The organism is Arthrobacter sp. GMC3 (assembly GCF_002929305.1).
Classification (GTDB): Bacteria; Actinomycetota; Actinomycetes; order Actinomycetales; family Micrococcaceae; genus Specibacter.
This window is the reverse complement of the sequence record NZ_PJIO01000008.1, coordinates 58,228-74,171: the sequence shown is the minus strand read 5'-3', so window position 1 is coordinate 74,171 and position 15,944 is coordinate 58,228. Positions and strand designations below refer to the sequence as shown.

The following is a 15,944-nucleotide window of genomic DNA, read 5'->3' as shown; positions in this document are numbered from 1 at the left end:
CCTGGCAACTATTGATTTGGCAGCGAGAGCCGGCCGTGAGTTGGGTGAACTGCTGCTCGGCTGGGATTGTGCAGCCATGGAAACCACTGAGCCTGAACCATGAGGAAAGACCGCTAGAGTCGGAATTGTTCGCTTAGCCGGTAGGTTCATGTCGAAGGCCAGGCCCGTAGAAATCACGCAAATCGCGGGGGAATCGCTATCTGGGGTCTCGGTACACAGTTGCCTGCGAGGCATGATCATCGCGGTTCCGTTCTTCGGGGCGTTGACTGGGTCGAGCCAGAATACGGCGAGCCTAGCACAACGACCCAGTCCTTAGCCCCGAAATACAGAATATGCAGGTTCTGCCAGCATATGAATAGGTCCGGCGTCGTGCGGACCAATTAGGCGGCCCCGATTTTTTGTGGGCGCGATGATATTCATTGCCTGCGTGTCCCCAGCCGTGGTACATCTGGTGAGGTCAATAGCGCAGGAAGAAACAATATTGGCAACACGAGCACCTTGGACCGTTTGACCCAATACGGAGGCAACAGTGTACGGAACAGGCCAGCTTTCAGTCGTTGTTGCGGTCCTGACGTATCAGCGCCCTGAAGATCTTGAGCTGGCTGTACCGCGGCTGCTGGAACAGGCCGCCTCCGCCATGTTGAAAACTTCGGTAATGGTCATTGACAACGATCCCAACGGCAGTGGGCGCCAGATTGTGGGAAGCTTCGCTGCATCAAACCTCCTATATTTCAACGAACCACATCCAGGAATCTCAGCAGCCAGAAATCGCGCCTTGGCTGAAGCTGCCAACTTCGATCTGCTTGTCTTCATTGATGACGACGAAGTACCCGTTGAGAATTGGTTGAACTTGCTTCTGGAACAATATTTGGCCTCCAACCCCGCTGCAATAGCTGGACCAGTACTCTCCGAGTATGCCCATGAACCGTCAGTATGGATCAAGGAGGGCGAATTCTTCAAGCGCCGACGCATGGCCTCCGGAAGCTCCCTCACCGTTGCCGCTACCAACAACCTTCTTCTGGACATGCGGCAAATCAGGTCGCTTGAATTGACGTTTGATGAACGCTTTGGCCTCAGCGGAGGTTCGGATACCTTGTTCACTCGGCAGCTGCTTAAACAGGGTGGTCACATGGTTTGGTGTGATGAAGCAATTGTCATTGACCGCGTTCCGGCCAGCAGACTAACAAGAGATTGGGTTCTGCGCAGGGCTTTGCGCAGCGGGAATTCCTGGAGTCGGGTCGAAATTGAACTTGCCGACGGACCCAGGCAACACTTGGCGACGCGCACAGGCCTCGCGTTCCACGGCGGGGTCCGCATGGCGGGGGGTGCTGCTCGCTTCTTGATGGGCCTCACATTGCAGGCCACCGACCATCGCGCCAAAGGGCTTCGAACCACCGCGAGGGGACTGGGAATGCTGTCGGGGGCGTTTGGCTACGTCTATAGCGAGTACCGTCGCAAGTGATACTTGGTTGCCGGCGGAACAGGCATCTTTGACGTTTGATTCAAGGCAAAGAGGCGGGGCAAGAATTTCTTCTTGCCCCGCCTCTTTGCCTCAGAATGAACTACTCACTATTTGTTGGTGTAGTAGATTCCCTTGTTGGTGCCCTCGGTGAGAGGGGCCAGAGTGTCAGCCCATTTGTTGGTCTGAAGGCCGGTTACAGTACTCGCTGCCTTGTTGATAATTCGAATCTGGTACTTGGCACCGTCCCAGGCATACTGGTTGCGACCGAAGTAGTTATTGCGAAGGGTGAGTTCCACAGAAGCTTGCTTGTTGGATGTGCTGTCGACCGTAACGCTTGTCAGACCGCCATCAATGTAGTTTTCTTCGACTACTACGTTCTTCAGTTTGGCGACATTTTGTTGCAGCAGCATTGCTGTTGTTGTGTACGCTCCGCGCACTGGCTGGGCGCTACCGGCGCCGGCAACTACATCTCCTACGATTTGGTTTCCGGCGATGAGAATGTTCTCCCCGCCCTGGACCTGAATGCCATCGTTGTGAGAGCCATCGGAGTGAGCCGGGTCATTGCTCCAGTAAGTGAGCCCATGGATGTAGTTTCCCTTGGCAACAACATTTGCAGCTGCTGGTCCGGCAGGTCGGTTGAAAATTCCCAGTCCGTCATTGGTTTGGGTGATGTGATTGCGCAGGGCGGTGTAGTCGTGGCCCACAATTCCGTCACGGTAGTACGACGGACGCTGGGGGATAATTGTTGAATCCTGGACAACAAGGTTCTTGACCCGCGCATCGTTGGCATCGACAATTCCCGTGTTGGACTTCGGTATGGCGGTCCCGCCGTGCAGTCGGCTGTTTTTGATCGTTACATTGGCAGCGCGAACCTTTATGTCACCCCAAATTTCCAGGCCATCGAGGACCGTTCCGTCCTGGGTGATTACCAGATCGGCTCCGCTGGTGTTGTAGGGTTTCAGCGCAGTTCCCGCGATGACGCCCGTTGTGGTGGTGCTGGGCTTGTACTGTCCGTTGACAAGTTTGTCGCGTGAGTCAGACGCACTCGGTTGCTGGGGTGGCGTCGCGGCAGCCTCTTTGTTGCCGGTGACTTTCAAGTTGTCGTACCTAACGGTGATCGGCGCATTGGTTGCGGCTGTTCCAACATATCCGCCTAGGGCCACCGTTCCGGAGGTCTGCAGTGCTGCGGAAGAGTCCGCAACGTTGATCTGATTGCTGGGGACAGGTGTTCCCGATGCCCAGACCACAGCTCCGATAGTGGTCTTGTCTGTTCCGCTCAGTGAAATCTTCACGTTCATGGTGGAACTCGCCTTGGCCGTAAAACCGCCCGCGTTGCTTTGGAGATTTGTCTCCACACCGTTGAGGATGCGCGCCATGTCAAGACGTACAGCGCCATCGGGGCTTACCTTGACCTTCGCGCGATACTCACTAGTGCCAACTTGGCGTGGCGTGATGTTGATGTACATGTCGCCAGCAGTTGGGAGCTTATTGAGAGAGAACGCGATCTGAAGATCTGTGGTCCTGGCGCTGAAGCCGTTAAGAGTGTTGGAGAATCCTTGGCCGTTTTTGATGACCAGATTTCCGCTACTACCGTTGACAAGGCTTTCTCCCGCGGGGGATGACCAGGCGCCACCGGAGTCTGCAGTTCCCCACCCTGCAGCAGTGGTCCGAGTGAACGAATCCGATGCTGTGACCTCGTTGGTGGCGGAGAACGCCGGAGCGGTTCCGCTGAACAGCACTGTGGTTAGGGCAGCTGTGGAGACCACAACTGTTGCAACCTTTCTCGCTGTGAAAAGGCGGGAGGGGTTGGGGCGGGGCATAAAGATCCTTACGTGGGGAAAAAGGCAACGCCACCGATCGTAACGTGATCGTTATGGAAACCTCAACTTAGGAGCTTTTAAATTACGTAACTTTCGGCTATGTGCGTAGCCTTTGGCCGGTTGCGAGCCTGGATCTTCCTTGCCGAGGAATCTCCCCTATTCCCTGCAAGCGCGCGTTTTTTTGCCGCACAAATGGTGCAGCGCGGCATTTTCAGTAGCGTGGTTTCGGCCCGTGAGCGGTGTGACCGATAGCACGTGCGTGACGTCGTGTCACGTGACTGCATGAGCGCGTGACGGGTTTCCCTTCCCGCCTGCACGTCGTAGCGCCTAAGGGCGCCCCAAGGCGCGATACGTCCACCCAGCTGAACGCCACTTTCCCGGGTCCAAACAGTTTCGTCCGTCGACAATAATGGGTGCAGCCACGAGGTTCGCCAGTTCATAGGGGTCTAGATCTACGTACTGCTGCCATTCGGTCAGGAGCATGATGGCGTCAGCATCCCTAACGGCGTCTTCGAGGGAGTCTGAAAACACCAGTTCCGGAAAACGCTTGGCAGAATTTTCCACTGCTTTGGGGTCCGTCGCTACGACGGAAGCGCCTTGGAGTTGAAGCTGCGCAGCCACGCTAAGGGCGGGGGAGTCCCTGACGTCGTCCGAATTTGGCTTGAATGCCAGGCCCAATACGGCGATCCGCTTTCCCAAAAGGCTCCCGCCGCATACTTCGCGCGCCAGGTCGATGGTGCGCGAGCGACGTCGCATATTAATGGAATCCACCTCTCGAAGAAAGGTCAGCGCCTGGTCAGCGCCGAGTTCGCCAGCCCGGGCCATAAATGCACGGATATCCTTGGGCAGGCACCCACCTCCAAAGCCGAGCCCGGCGTTGAGGAAGCGTCTGCCAATCCTGCTGTCGTGCCCGATCGCGTCGGCCAGCTCAACCACGTCGGCACCTGACACCTCACAAACTTCGGCCATGGCATTTATGAAGGAAATCTTTGTCGCGAGAAAAGCATTAGCAGCCACCTTTACGAGCTCAGAGGTGGCGAAGTCAGTGGTGATTCGCGGCGTTCCTGCGCCCAGCGCGGCGGCATAAATTTCGTCAAGGATATGAACAGCGGCGTCATTTCCAGGCTCCAAGCCGTAGACAAGCCGATCCGGTGACAAGGTGTCCGCCACAGCGAACCCTTCACGCAGGAACTCAGGATTCCATATCAATGACGTTCCCGGGGATATCTCATGGATTCGAGCGTTTAGCCGTGCAGCAGTTCCCACCGGCACCGTGGACTTGCCGACGACTAGAGCGCCGGGCCCAAGATATGGAAGTAGATTTTCGACGGCGCTATCGACAAATCTGAGGTCGGCGGCATTCTCATTTTTTCGTTGTGGAGTCCCCACAGCCAGAAAATGTACTTCGCAATCAGCGGCGGCGGAAATATCCGTGGTGAAGATCAATCTTCCAGAGCTCAAACCACTGGTAAGTAGCCCCGGCATGCCGGGCTCAAAGAAGGGCGGTATTCCGTCGTTGAGTAAAGCAACTTTGCCGGCGTCAACATCAATTCCGACTACGTCGTGACCCAAGTCCGCCATGCATGCCGCATGGACGGCACCAAGATATCCGCAACCGATAACAGAAATACGCATTGAGACCCCTTAGGCCCGCCAGAGAATTCTAGGAGAGTGATTCTACGGGCAAGTGTATCGCCTCAAATTCGCCAGAAATTCAGACCGGATCCAAGCAAAAAAGTAAAGAGGGGGAGTGCAGCAGAGTATTTTGCCCCTATCCTTGGCGCCTTTCTGTTGCCCGTAGGGTGCAACTGAGTACGCAGCTTCGAAAACTAAGTAGTACCACCACGCTTCTTGAGTACCCTTGGTCGGATTGGCCCCGGTCGTGAGGATTTTTCGAGTGGTTGCCACTGATGCCGAAGTGCCTCGAATCTTCTTTACTTGGAGTATCCCTACGGACAAAAGCACGAGAAGGTCTCAAATGTTTAGTTCTCAGCAGGCAGTCGCACGCCACAGTGCGACCCGCATGCTCGCTTTGAGCGAGCAGCACTCCAGTGCCCCAATCGCAGCCCTGTGTGTCACCGACGCAGGTTTCTTGGTGCCACCCCTCCAGTCCGCCCATCGTGGGCGGGCTCCCTATTCGGAGTCGGCGACGGATAAGCCTTCTGAGACCAAGGCTTTCCCCCAGCCGTCGTCGACTCCCTCCAAGTGCAGCGGCACCAACCTCCGGGCCCTGCCGTGACTACGCCGAGGCTTCACGCGCCTATCCGCGAGCGTTTTGCACCCACTCTCCCCGGTAGCCCGTATGCGGCCCGTCAAGCACGCCCCAAGCATTCAGTTTGGGATGCTGTCGACCGCGAACATGCTGGCAGAACAATGGGGGCAGTTTCTGGGTGGCACAAGTCCTATGGCTGGAAGCTTCGGATCACCGATTCAATCGTCATCATCGTTGCCATCTCAGTTGCCTATGTGGTGTGGTTTCAGGCCGGCATCACTGCGGCTTCCGCAAATGATCACCCCAATGGCTACTTCGTCACTGGACTTGTTTTGCTGGCGATCTGGACCTTTGACCTTGAACTCCACCGCACACGTGAGACGCGCGTCTTCGGCATAGGTGCTACTGAGTACAGGCGGGTAGTGCAGTCGACTTTGCGTGTCTTCGGTGCCATGGCCATCATCATGGTGGTTGTGGACGTGCGTGTAGTCAGGGGCTTTTTCGCTATTGCACTGCCGCTGGGCCTTGTGCTCCTCTTGGGGAGCAGGTGGTTGTGGCGTCGGTGGCTGGCTGGTCAGCGCAATAAGGGACGGTGCCTGTCTGACGTAGTGGTCCTCGGTACGGCGGACGACGTCGCCTATGTTATCGGGCAGCTGAAGTCCAACCTTTCAGCCGGGTACAAAGTGGTGGGGGTAGCACTGGCCTCCCTGCATGAAAAGGTGGAGCTGCGGCCACCCTGGCACAAGATTCCTGTCCTCTCCACCATGGCAGACATCGGCAGGGTACTTGCAGTCACTGGTGCACAGACAGTCATAGTGGCCGGACCGCTTCCGGGCGGTCCCAGCACGATTCAGGAACTCGGCTGGCGTTTGGAGGACATGTCTACTGAGTTGGTGCTCGCCTCCAATCTAACCAACATTGCTGGCCCACGGGTTCACTTCCGTCCTATCGAGGGCCTGCCCCTGATGCACGTAGAACTGCCGCGTTACTCCGGCGGCAAACACATTATCAAGCGAGTCATGGATATGGTCCTCGCAGCTGCGGCGCTGCTAATACTCTCACCGTTGCTGATCATCCTGGCGATAATCGTTGGATTGGACAGCCCCGGCCCGGTGCTCTTCCGTCAGGAGAGAGTGGGGCGGCAGGGCGCGGCGTTCAAGATGTTCAAATTCCGTTCCATGGTTGTAGATGCGGAAGCCCAGTTGGACACGCTTGCCGAGCATAACCAAGGAGCTGGGGTTCTGTTCAAGATGGCCAACGATCCCCGTATTACTCGGTGCGGAGCGTGGATGCGCAAGTACTCCCTGGATGAGCTTCCCCAGTTTTGGAACGTACTGATGGGTCAGATGAGCCTAGTTGGGCCCCGCCCGCCCTTGAAAACCGAAGTTGACGGCTACGAGAAGCCTGCCCACCGCAGGCTCCTGATCAAACCCGGAATCACTGGGCTGTGGCAAATCAGCGGCCGATCCAACCTTGCGTGGGACGAGGCCGTCCGTCTTGATCTCTACTACGTCGAAAACTGGTCCCTTACAGGCGACTTCATCATTCTTTGGCGGACGTTCAAAGCGGTCTATGACCCGAAAGGCGCCTACTGACTAAGGGGCACGCGGTGCATGACAACTGAAAAGAAAAGGAAAAGCAATGGTCTCAGCATTACCTTTACATAACGGCTCCGATCCAATTCCGTCTGACGTTCAGCTTCGGGTGGCCGTCGTTGGCGCCGGATATTGGGGTCCCAACCTAGCCAGGAACTTCAAGGCCGCACCAGATTGGGAACTGGTCGGCATCGTTGACATGGACCTGGAACGGGCCCGCAAAGTGGCTGGCCCGTTGGGGGATATCCCCGTGTTTGCCTCCTTGGATGCGCTCCTTGTCGGCACCGGCGTCGACGCTGTGGCAATCGCCACGCCTGCCCGGACCCACCACATGGTAGCCCTGACCGCGCTTCGTGCCGGCAAGCACGTGCTAGTGGAGAAGCCTCTGGCGGCCAGCGGGGAACTTGGCCGGGAGATGGTCGGTGTGGCCGCCGACGCTGGCCTGACTCTCATGGCAGACCACACGTACTGCTACACACCCGCAGCCATTAAGATCCGTGAGCTGGTGGCAGAAGGCGAGCTTGGCGATATCTTGTTCATCGATTCCGTCCGGATCAATTTAGGACTGATTCAGCCCGACGTAGACGTGTTCTGGGATCTGGCGCCCCATGATCTGTCCGTCATTGACTTCATCCTGCCAGGGGGCCTGGCCCCGGAGTCCGTCATGGCCCAGGGCGCCGATCCACTGGGGACTGGGAAGTCGTGTGTGGGCCATTTGACGTTTGAGCTGCCCAACAATGGGATGGCCCACATCAATGTCAACTGGCTAAGTCCCACCAAGATTCGCCAGATGGTGATCGGCGGCTCCAAACGCACACTGGTCTGGGATGACCTAAACCCACAACAACGCCTGAGTGTTTACGACCGAGGCGTCAATCTCGACAAGGCATCCATCACAGCCGCAGAACGCAAGGCACAAGCAATCTCCTACAGGTTGGGCGACACCTGGTCCCCGGCCTTGCCGGAGCAAGAGGCGCTGGGGTTGATGGTTCAGGAATTTGCCGCCAGCATCCGCCAAGGCAGGCCTTCCCGCACCAGTGGTGTGGCGGGTCTGCGTGTGCTCAATGTTTTGGAAGCGGCCACGCGGAGCCTGGAAAACGGTGGCGACAGAAGCAACGTGGAAAGCAGCGAAGTTCAATTGGAGGGAACGCGATGAGTGATGTTCAGGGGGCCAACATTCTGGTGACAGGAGGTGCCGGAACTATAGGATCAACCATTGTGGACCAGCTCCTTGAGGCTGGGGCAGCCCACGTAGATGTGCTGGACAATCTGGTGCGTGGACGACGGGCCAACCTGGCTACAGCACTGGAAAGCGGAAAAGTTGACTTGATAGACGGGGACCTCCGGGATCGGGACGCTGTCAACGACCTCACCCGGGGTAAGGACTTGGTGTTCCACCAGGCGGCCATTCGCATCACCCAGTGCGCGGAAGAGCCTCGGTTGGCTCTGGAAGTCCTCGTTGACGGAACGTTCAACGTATTTGAGGCAGCAGCCGCACACAAGGTGGAGAAAGTCATTTCCGCCTCCAGCGCCTCCGTCTACGGCATGGCCGAGGAATTCCCCACCACTGAACGTCACCACCACCACAATAACGACACCTTTTATGGTGCGGCTAAGTCCTTCAATGAAGGAATGGCACGCAGTTTCAAGGCGATGAGTGGGCTGGACTATGTGCTTCTGCGTTACTTCAACGTCTATGGGCCTCGAATGGACGTGCATGGGCTGTACACCGAGGTTCTAGTGCGGTGGATGGAACGAATCGCAGACGGCAGGCCCCCATTGATCTTTGGTGACGGGCAGCAAACCATGGACTTCATCTTCACCGAAGATATTGCCCGGGCCAACATTTTGGCGGCAAGCAGCAACGTCACAGAGGGCGTGTACAACATTGCTAGCGGAACCGAGACCAGCCTCCTAGGGCTGGCAGAGTCGCTACTAGCTGCCATGGGCTCCGAACTTCCCGTGGAGCATGGCCCAGAACGGGCCGTCAATGGGGTGGCACGGCGTCTGGCCGATGTTTCCTCTGCCCAACGAGACCTGGGATTCACAGCGACTACGGGACTCGAAGATGGATTGCGCCAGCTTGTTGGGTGGTGGGAGCCGTTGCGGGAGGAAATCGGGGCCGGCCGTTTGGTTGGCTCAGCAACGGGAGGTGCCGCATGAGCGTTGATGCTGTAGTCACCTCTTCCGACAGTGGGCCCGAACAGCTGGCCCCTGACGTGTTGCCCCGCATCAACGTCATGAAGCCATGGCTCGGCCCCGAAGAGGCGGAGGCTGTAGCAGCTGTCATCGCCTCTGGCTGGGTTGCGCAGGGGCCCAAAGTTGCCCAGTTCGAGACGGAATTTGCCATGGCGCAAAAGGCAGGTTTCGCCGTTGCCACCTCCAACTGCACGACGGCGTTACACCTTGCATTAGTGGTGGCTGGTATCAAGGCCGGAGACGACGTCGTCGTTCCTTCCTTCTCCTTCATAGCGACGGCCAACGCACCCACCTACGTGGGAGCCCGGCCGGTATTCGCCGACGTCGACTTGGAAACCGGCAACGTCACAGCGGATAGCGTCGCCATGGCACTGACCCCGAAGACGCGAGCGGTGATTGTGGTTGATCAGGGCGGCATGCCGGTGGATTTGGATTCGATTAGGGCCCTGTGCGACCCGCTGGACATCATCGTCATCGAGGACGCCGCCTGCGGCGCCGGCTCCACCTACAAGGGGCGGCCCGTTGCGGCCGGAGCCGAAGTGGCGGCCTGGTCGTTCCACCCTCGAAAGATCCTGACCACGGGAGAAGGTGGCATGCTCACCAGCTCCCGCTCTGACTGGGCGCAGAGGGCAGCCAAGCTGCGTGAACACGCCATGAGTGCGTCGGCAGCCAGCCGCCATTCGTCGGTTTTGGCCCAGCCGGAGGAATACTCCGAAATCGGCTTCAACTTCCGTATGACAGATATGCAGGCCGCCGTCGGTCTGGTCCAGCTGGGTAGGCTCGAGGAAGCGGTGCGCCACCGCCGGGAGATCGTGGCCCGATACACAGAGGGCCTGGCGGATGTGCCAGGACTTCGGCTTTCCAAGGATCCCGCTCACGGCACCAGCAACTTCCAATCGTTCTGGCTGGAAGTACTACCGGATTTCGGCGCCAGCCGCGAGGGGGTGCTCCAACACCTGGCCGAACAGGGCATCTCGGCCCGTCGCGGCATCATGGCCTCCCATCGTCAACCCGCTTATGCCGGAAAAGATACTGGCACAGTTGAGCTCCGCGTGACAGAGCGACTGACGGACAACACCTTGATCCTGCCCGTCTACCACCAACTCACCGATAGCGAGCAGGAACGGGTCATTGACGCGGTCCGGTCCGCAGGTAGGGTGTGAGAGCCGTGGATGAGGTTATGTTGGTGGCGGCCAGCGGTCTGGCCCGTGAGGTTCTAGCCTCCCTGCGAAGTTCTGGCGCCCATCAGGTCATCGGGTTTCTCGACGACGATCCCGCGCTCGCAGGCACCATAATCGATGGCGTTCGGGTGTTGGGAGGGATCCCCGACGTCGTCGACCATCCCAACGCCCGGGTGCTCATCTGCGCAGGGAAGGGCGCGGTCCGGGAAGTGATCGCCTCGCGCCTCGGTCTGCTTGGCGTGCGCAGCGAACGGTACGCGACAGTGATTGACCGGACGGCCATTGTATCTGTGGGGACCACAGTGGGGGCGGGGAGCGTCCTGCTTTCCAACGTGGTGCTGACCGCGGGCGTCCGCGTGGGCAGCCACGTGGTCCTCATGCCCAACGTGACGTTGACTCACGACGACGAGCTGGCGGACTTTGCGACGCTGACCGCAGGGGTCTCCTTGGGCGGCAGCGTGCACGTTGGCAAGGCGGCGTATCTGGGCATGAACTCAAGCGTTCGGGAGGGCCGCACGGTCGGTGCGGGTGCAACAGTGGGGATGGGGGCCGCCGTCGTTACCGACGTTCCTGACGGGCAGACGTGGGTGGGGGTACCTGCCCGCCCGATCGTGGCTCACCACACAGAAGAACTTGTCAAGGAACTGGGGAGGATTGTCTAGCATGGAACACATTCCGTTGGTGGATTTGCGGGCGCAACAGGCCGAGATCGCAGAGGAAACAGAGGCCGAAGTCTTGGGGGTGCTGCGTTCGGCGGCGTACATCGGCGGGCCCGCGGTCAAGGAGTTTGAAAGCGCATACGCGAACTATGTAGGTGCGGCCCACTGCATCGGTGTCGGCAATGGCACGGATGCCTTGGAACTTGCTCTCCGGGCTACCGGGGTCGGCGTTGGTGGGGAGGTCATTCTTCCCGCGAACACGTTTGTAGCGACTGCAGAGGCCGTGGCCCGCATTGGCGCCGTGCCGGTGCTTGTCGATGTCGACGCGGCACACCTGCTCATCGACCCGATGTGCGTGGCCGGGGCCATCAGCCCGAAAACCCAGGCCATTGTTCCAGTCCACCTGTTTGGAAAGCTTGCCCCAATGGAGGAGATCCTGGCCCTCGCTGAATCATGCGGCGCGGCCGTGATTGAGGATGCCGCGCAGTCACAGGGGGCCCGCCACAACGGAAAGGTTTCCGGTTCCTTTGGAGTCGCGGCCGCAACCAGCTTTTACCCGGGCAAGAATTTGGGCGCAGCCGGTGACGCCGGTGCCGTGACAACGAACGATCCAGACATTGCCGAGCAGGTGCGGATGCTCGGCGGCCATGGCAGCCCCAGCAAGTACGTACATGACGTGGTGGGCATGAACTCTCGGTTGGACACCATCCAGGCTGTTGTGCTTAAAGCCAAGCTGCGGCGCCTAGAAAGTTGGAACCAGAAGCGCCGTGAGGCGGTAGCCAGATACGGGGAGTTGTTGGCCAATGTGCCGGGTGTCTCACTGCCGGTGCCGCGCCTGGACTACGAGGACGTCTGGCACCTCTACGTTGTCCAGGTGAACAGTCGTGACGCTGTTCTGGAGTTCCTGAATGACGTCGGCATCGGCGCAGGAGTCCACTACCCAACGCCCGTGCACCTGACGAAGGCGTTCTCGTACTTGGGCAAGGGAGAGGGCGATTTTCCCGTAGCTGAGGCCGCAGCGGGCCGGATCCTTTCGCTGCCAATTTTCCCGCACATCACGGCGGCGCAGCAGCAACGGGTTGTTGAGGCGCTCGTTGGTGCTGTAAAGGCAATAGCGGGAGAGGAGCGGCGATCATGAAAATGGTGCGACCCACGCGGCTTGAAACAATTCCGATCGTCTCCGTGGTCATTCCCTGCTATAACTATGGCCATTTTCTTCCGGATGCCGTGGCCGGCGTTCTTGCCCAGCCTGGCGTCGACGTGGAAGTCATTATCGTGGACGATGCTTCACAGGACGGTAGTGTAGCCGTCGCCCATCAGCTGGCGTCTGAGGATTCGAGGGTTATGGTTGTGGAACACGAGTGCAACCAGGGCCATATCGCCACCTATAACGACGGGCTCAAGCTCGTGACGGGCGACTATGTTGTGCTGCTGTCCGCAGACGATGTTCTGGCCCCGGGTTCACTCGCCCGGTCTGCTGCCCTAATGGAGGCACACCCGGAAGTTGGACTTGTCTATGGCTATGCACCCTCGTTTGAGTCCGAAATTCCCTCCGCCCGGATCCACGTGCGAAGCTGGTCCATTTGGAAAGGCGAGGACTGGATCCGAAGAATCTGCCACCGTGGGACTAACCTGATAACCAACCCGGAAGCCATGATTAGACGGGAAATCCTGACGAATATCGGCGGATACGATCCCGATCATCCCCACGCTGCCGACATGTTGCTGTGGATGCAGGCAGCGAGCTTGGGCGGTGTGGGGCGGGTCAATGGACCTGACCAGGCATTTTATCGGGTGCACGGGGACAATATGCACATAACGGATTTCGGCGGGATTGTGGCGGACTTTGAGGGAAGAGCAAGAGCTTTCGAATCCTTCTTCAAAGTCCATGGGGCGCAGCTTAGCAAAGAGCCCGCGCTCAGAGCATCGGTTCAGGTGGCTCTGGCTCGTGAGTCCGCCAGGACCGCTGCCGTTGCCCGCCATTTGGGCGCGGGCTATTCTGGCGCCGGGGGACAAGAATTAACCGCCCTGGCAACCTCATACAGAGCGTTGGTGTCCACGCCTGGGCGTTTGCAGCAGACGAGAGACTGGTGGGAAAAACTGGGCCGAATCTCGCACCCATTGATGCGGAAAACGTATTTGACGTATGACCGCTTGAGTTGGGCACTGCGGTGGAGAATTTGGCGTCGGTACGGGATATGAGTGATTCTGAAGGTCTGGGAGGCGCCGTCCGGAAGGGCCTGGTCTGGAGCAGCATAAACAGCCTGGTTCTTCGCATGGGTAGCTTGGTGGTGGGAATCGTTCTGGCGAGAATTCTCGCGCCAGAACAATTTGGAGTTTACGCACTCGCGTTGACGGTGCAGGCAATCTTGATGGCACTGGCAGACTTGGGCTTGAGCGCAGATTTGATCCGCTCGGAGAATCCGAAGGCCATTGCTCCTACGGTGGCGACGCTCGGGGCTATTTCCGGGATTACATTGTCCCTGACGATGGCAGGCACAGCACCGTTTGCCGCTAGCATGCTAGGCAGCCCCGAGTCAGCAGGCGTCATTTCGGTGCTTTCCCTGACCCTTTTACTAGCCGGTCTGGGAGTCGTACCATATGCAACGTTGAGTCGCAGGTTTGAGCAACGGAAATTGTTCACTATCTCCTTGGTTGACTTTGCCATTAGCACGACAATCACGTTGGCCCTCATATTTTCGGGTTGGGGTGTGATGGCCCTTGCGGTGGGCCGCATTTGCGCGCAGCTGTCGACGCTCATTCTGCAGTATTGGTTTGCGGGAGAGCGGCCGAGGTTTGGGTGGGATCGCATTCAAGTTCGGCCGGTGTTGGCTTTTGGCCTGCCCGTTGCGGGTGCGAATCTTTTGTCGTGGGCATTGCTGAACATCGATAATGTCGCCGTCTCACGGATGGCTGGACCAATGGCTTTGGGTTTTTATGTCCTGGCTTTCAACATATCAAGTTGGCCAATGAATGCCCTCGGCCAGGCCATCCGGGCCGTTGCCCTGCCTGCTTTTGCGCAAACGGCTAGAGCAAAAGGAGGGGACCGCTCCTTTGAACATGCTTTGGCCCTGACTTGGGCGGTGGCGCTGCCTGCAGGCGTGCTGTTGGCCGTTGTCGCAGGACCTGTGGTGGCATTGCTTTACGGGAATCGGTGGGAGCCTGCAGTTCCGATACTCCAGGCATTGGGGCTGTTCGGTTCGTTTAGGGCTGCCTTTGATTTAGCCGCATCTTTCTTGACGGCTCGCGGGGCGACCAGGGATGTGTTTTGGGTTCAGGTGGCTTGGTTTCTGGTGCTGATCCCAGCCATAGTTTTGGGGATTATGTGGTTTGGCCTGCCGGGGGCAGGTTGGTCGCATGTTGCCGTGGGTGTTCTGGTAGCTGCGTTTTATTCAATCGCTCTTCGACGCAACGGCGTTTCGCTTGTTCCATTGTGGAACGTGGTGTGGCCCCCGCTGTTGGCCGTCATCCCGGCCTCCGCGGTGGCTTGGATTGTCGCCTCAAGCCAGGGTATCCCGGTGTTGGGAGTTCTCCTAAGCGGGTTTGCAGGGCTGGCAATCTATGGATTATTGATGTTTCGATGGATTCTGCGCAGGATGCACTTGATTCGGCAGCCAATATCAGAGAACTTTGACGAGAGTGCACTGGAGCGAGTGCTCCACGACAAGGAACTGGGGGTTTGACGCAGTGACATTCATGAAGAAGGCTCGAACAAAGAAGCGAGTCCGTGCCGCTGCAGCGCACGGGATGCCGGCAACGGTAACGGTAATAATACTTTGCTATAACTATGGGCACTATCTGCCAGAAGCCACTGAAAGCGCGCTAGCACAACTGGGTGTCGACGTAGACGTGATCATTGTCGACGACAAGTCCACTGACGGCAGCGTCCATGTGGCTCGCGGGTTGGCGCTGATACACCAAGGAACTGTGTCTGTGATTGAAAACGAGGTAAACCTTGGCCTCGTGGGAACCTTCAATGTCGGTTTGGCCGCAGCAACCGGTGAATTTGTGGTGCGTATTGACGCGGATGACCTCCTTACGCCGGGTTCGCTTAAGAGGGGAGTTGACGTAGCCCGGGCGTTCCCGGGCGTTGGACTCATCTACGGGCATCCTCTCCACTTCCGCGGTGACAGCCTGCCTGCACCAAGGACCTTGGCAAAATCGTGGACCGTTTGGTCAGGCTTGCAGTGGTTGGAAGACAGATGTCGTGGAGGGGACAACGTCATGACCTCGCCCGAAGTTATGATGCGGCGGGCCACCGTTGAGAAGGCTGGCCCCGTGAGGAATCTACCTCACACGAATGACATGGAAATGTGGCTTCGAATGGCCGCACACGGAGACGTGGCCTACATACACGGGGCTGATCAAGCATGGCATCGAGACCATCCTGGAAGCATGTCCGAACAAGAAGTCGATGAACTGCTTGATTTGCGTGAAAGAGCCGGAATGTTCGACGTACTATTCGGCGAGCCAGGTCTTCCATTGACCGACGCGCCCAAAATGCATCAACTGGCCTATCGAACTTTGGCAAGTCAAGCTGTTTTATCTGCCACCCATGAAATTGACTGCGGTCGCGGACAAGGCGCACTGGTGGCTTCATACCTGTATTTCGCGCGGAGCCTGGTCGAAAACCCAGCAAGCCTCCGCGCCTGGAGAGGTCTTGAAAGGCGCCGGAAGGAACGATTGAGCGGGGTCGCGTCGACGGTGGTTGCCGCATGCCGGCGTACGCGTCGGAGGGTGGCAAGCGAAGTTCGCTGGTACAGATGGCACCGTACGGGCGTGTATTAACTGGCCAGGATGGTCCGCCCGGTGATCC

At 58.3% G+C, this 15,944-nt stretch carries 13 protein-coding genes; 11 read left to right on the top strand and 2 right to left on the bottom strand.

Annotation, left to right across the window (positions count from 1 at the left end; all coding sequences use genetic code 11):
• Window positions 1–529: 529 nt before the first annotated feature.
• A complete protein-coding gene (locus CXQ94_RS13835; protein ID WP_104091161.1) occupies window positions 530–1,462 on the top strand; it encodes a glycosyltransferase family 2 protein in 933 nt (310 codons plus the stop codon).
• 107 nt (window positions 1,463–1,569) lie between these two features.
• Here CXQ94_RS13835 and CXQ94_RS13830 read toward each other — a convergent pair whose 3' ends face one another.
• Window positions 1,570–3,282 (bottom strand): hypothetical protein, encoded by a 1,713-nt coding sequence (locus CXQ94_RS13830; protein ID WP_104091160.1) that lies wholly within the window; start codon window positions 3,280–3,282, stop codon window positions 1,570–1,572.
• 327 nt (window positions 3,283–3,609) lie between these two features.
• Window positions 3,610–4,917 carry a UDP-glucose/GDP-mannose dehydrogenase family protein gene (locus CXQ94_RS13825; RefSeq protein ID WP_104091159.1) on the bottom strand — a complete coding sequence of 436 codons (1,308 nt, stop codon included), beginning with the start codon at window positions 4,915–4,917 and terminating at the stop codon, window positions 3,610–3,612.
• Window positions 4,918–5,260: 343 nt separating this feature from the next.
• Here CXQ94_RS13825 and CXQ94_RS22225 point away from each other — a divergent pair, with 343 nt between their 5' ends.
• The 10 genes from CXQ94_RS22225 (at window position 5,261) to CXQ94_RS23080 (ending at window position 15,916) form a co-directional block, all read left to right on the top strand.
• Entirely contained in the window at window positions 5,261–5,521 is a 261-nt protein-coding gene (locus CXQ94_RS22225) for a hypothetical protein (RefSeq protein WP_146070316.1), read from the top strand.
• Window positions 5,522–5,655: 134 nt separating this feature from the next.
• Window positions 5,656–7,089, top strand: a complete 1,434-nt coding sequence (locus tag CXQ94_RS13820) for a sugar transferase (protein ID WP_104091158.1) — start codon at window positions 5,656–5,658, stop codon at window positions 7,087–7,089.
• A 46-nt stretch (window positions 7,090–7,135) separates the two neighbouring features.
• Window positions 7,136–8,245 (top strand): Gfo/Idh/MocA family protein, encoded by a 1,110-nt coding sequence (locus CXQ94_RS13815; protein ID WP_104091157.1) that lies wholly within the window; start codon window positions 7,136–7,138, stop codon window positions 8,243–8,245.
• Window positions 8,242–9,252, top strand: a complete 1,011-nt coding sequence (locus tag CXQ94_RS13810) for an NAD-dependent epimerase/dehydratase family protein (protein ID WP_104091156.1) — start codon at window positions 8,242–8,244, stop codon at window positions 9,250–9,252. Before CXQ94_RS13815 ends, CXQ94_RS13810 begins: the two co-directional genes overlap by 4 nt.
• Window positions 9,253–9,329: 77 nt before the next feature.
• On the top strand, window positions 9,330–10,451 hold the full coding sequence (locus tag CXQ94_RS13805) for a DegT/DnrJ/EryC1/StrS aminotransferase family protein (RefSeq protein WP_104091297.1): 1,122 nt from the start codon (window positions 9,330–9,332) through the stop codon (window positions 10,449–10,451).
• Between the two features lie 5 nt (window positions 10,452–10,456).
• Window positions 10,457–11,131, top strand: a complete 675-nt coding sequence (locus CXQ94_RS13800; protein WP_104091155.1) for a NeuD/PglB/VioB family sugar acetyltransferase — start codon at window positions 10,457–10,459, stop codon at window positions 11,129–11,131.
• Between the two features lies 1 nt (window position 11,132).
• Complete coding sequence (locus CXQ94_RS13795) at window positions 11,133–12,266, top strand: DegT/DnrJ/EryC1/StrS aminotransferase family protein (protein WP_104091154.1); 1,134 nt, start codon at window positions 11,133–11,135, stop codon at window positions 12,264–12,266.
• Entirely contained in the window at window positions 12,263–13,330 is a 1,068-nt protein-coding gene (locus CXQ94_RS13790) for a glycosyltransferase (RefSeq protein WP_104091153.1), read from the top strand. The genes CXQ94_RS13795 and CXQ94_RS13790 overlap by 4 nt, the downstream gene beginning before the upstream one ends.
• Window positions 13,327–14,811, top strand: coding sequence for a lipopolysaccharide biosynthesis protein (locus tag CXQ94_RS23085; RefSeq protein WP_258067082.1), 1,485 nt, complete (start codon window positions 13,327–13,329; stop codon window positions 14,809–14,811). The genes CXQ94_RS13790 and CXQ94_RS23085 overlap by 4 nt, the downstream gene beginning before the upstream one ends.
• A 13-nt stretch (window positions 14,812–14,824) precedes the next feature.
• Window positions 14,825–15,916, top strand: a complete 1,092-nt coding sequence (locus CXQ94_RS23080; protein ID WP_306418904.1) for a glycosyltransferase family 2 protein — start codon at window positions 14,825–14,827, stop codon at window positions 15,914–15,916.
• The last annotated feature ends 28 nt before the right edge of the window (window positions 15,917–15,944 follow it).

What these genes read in the sequence shown, in the direction of transcription:
- CXQ94_RS13830 (WP_104091160.1), bottom strand. Translation starts at nt 3,282, where the DNA reads ATGCCCCGCCCCAACCCCTCCCGCCTTTTCACAGCGAGAAAGGTTGCA.
- CXQ94_RS13825 (WP_104091159.1), bottom strand. Translation starts at nt 4,917, where the DNA reads ATGCGTATTTCTGTTATCGGTTGCGGATATCTTGGTGCCGTCCATGCG.
- CXQ94_RS22225 (WP_146070316.1), top strand. Translation starts at nt 5,261, where the DNA reads ATGTTTAGTTCTCAGCAGGCAGTCGCACGCCACAGTGCGACCCGCATG.
- CXQ94_RS13820 (WP_104091158.1), top strand. Translation starts at nt 5,656, where the DNA reads ATGGGGGCAGTTTCTGGGTGGCACAAGTCCTATGGCTGGAAGCTTCGG.
- CXQ94_RS13815 (WP_104091157.1), top strand. Translation starts at nt 7,136, where the DNA reads ATGGTCTCAGCATTACCTTTACATAACGGCTCCGATCCAATTCCGTCT.
- CXQ94_RS13810 (WP_104091156.1), top strand. Translation starts at nt 8,242, where the DNA reads ATGAGTGATGTTCAGGGGGCCAACATTCTGGTGACAGGAGGTGCCGGA.
- CXQ94_RS13805 (WP_104091297.1), top strand. Translation starts at nt 9,330, where the DNA reads ATGAAGCCATGGCTCGGCCCCGAAGAGGCGGAGGCTGTAGCAGCTGTC.
- CXQ94_RS13795 (WP_104091154.1), top strand. Translation starts at nt 11,133, where the DNA reads ATGGAACACATTCCGTTGGTGGATTTGCGGGCGCAACAGGCCGAGATC.
- CXQ94_RS13790 (WP_104091153.1), top strand. Translation starts at nt 12,263, where the DNA reads ATGAAAATGGTGCGACCCACGCGGCTTGAAACAATTCCGATCGTCTCC.
- CXQ94_RS23085 (WP_258067082.1), top strand. Translation starts at nt 13,327, where the DNA reads ATGAGTGATTCTGAAGGTCTGGGAGGCGCCGTCCGGAAGGGCCTGGTC.
- CXQ94_RS23080 (WP_306418904.1), top strand. Translation starts at nt 14,825, where the DNA reads ATGAAGAAGGCTCGAACAAAGAAGCGAGTCCGTGCCGCTGCAGCGCAC.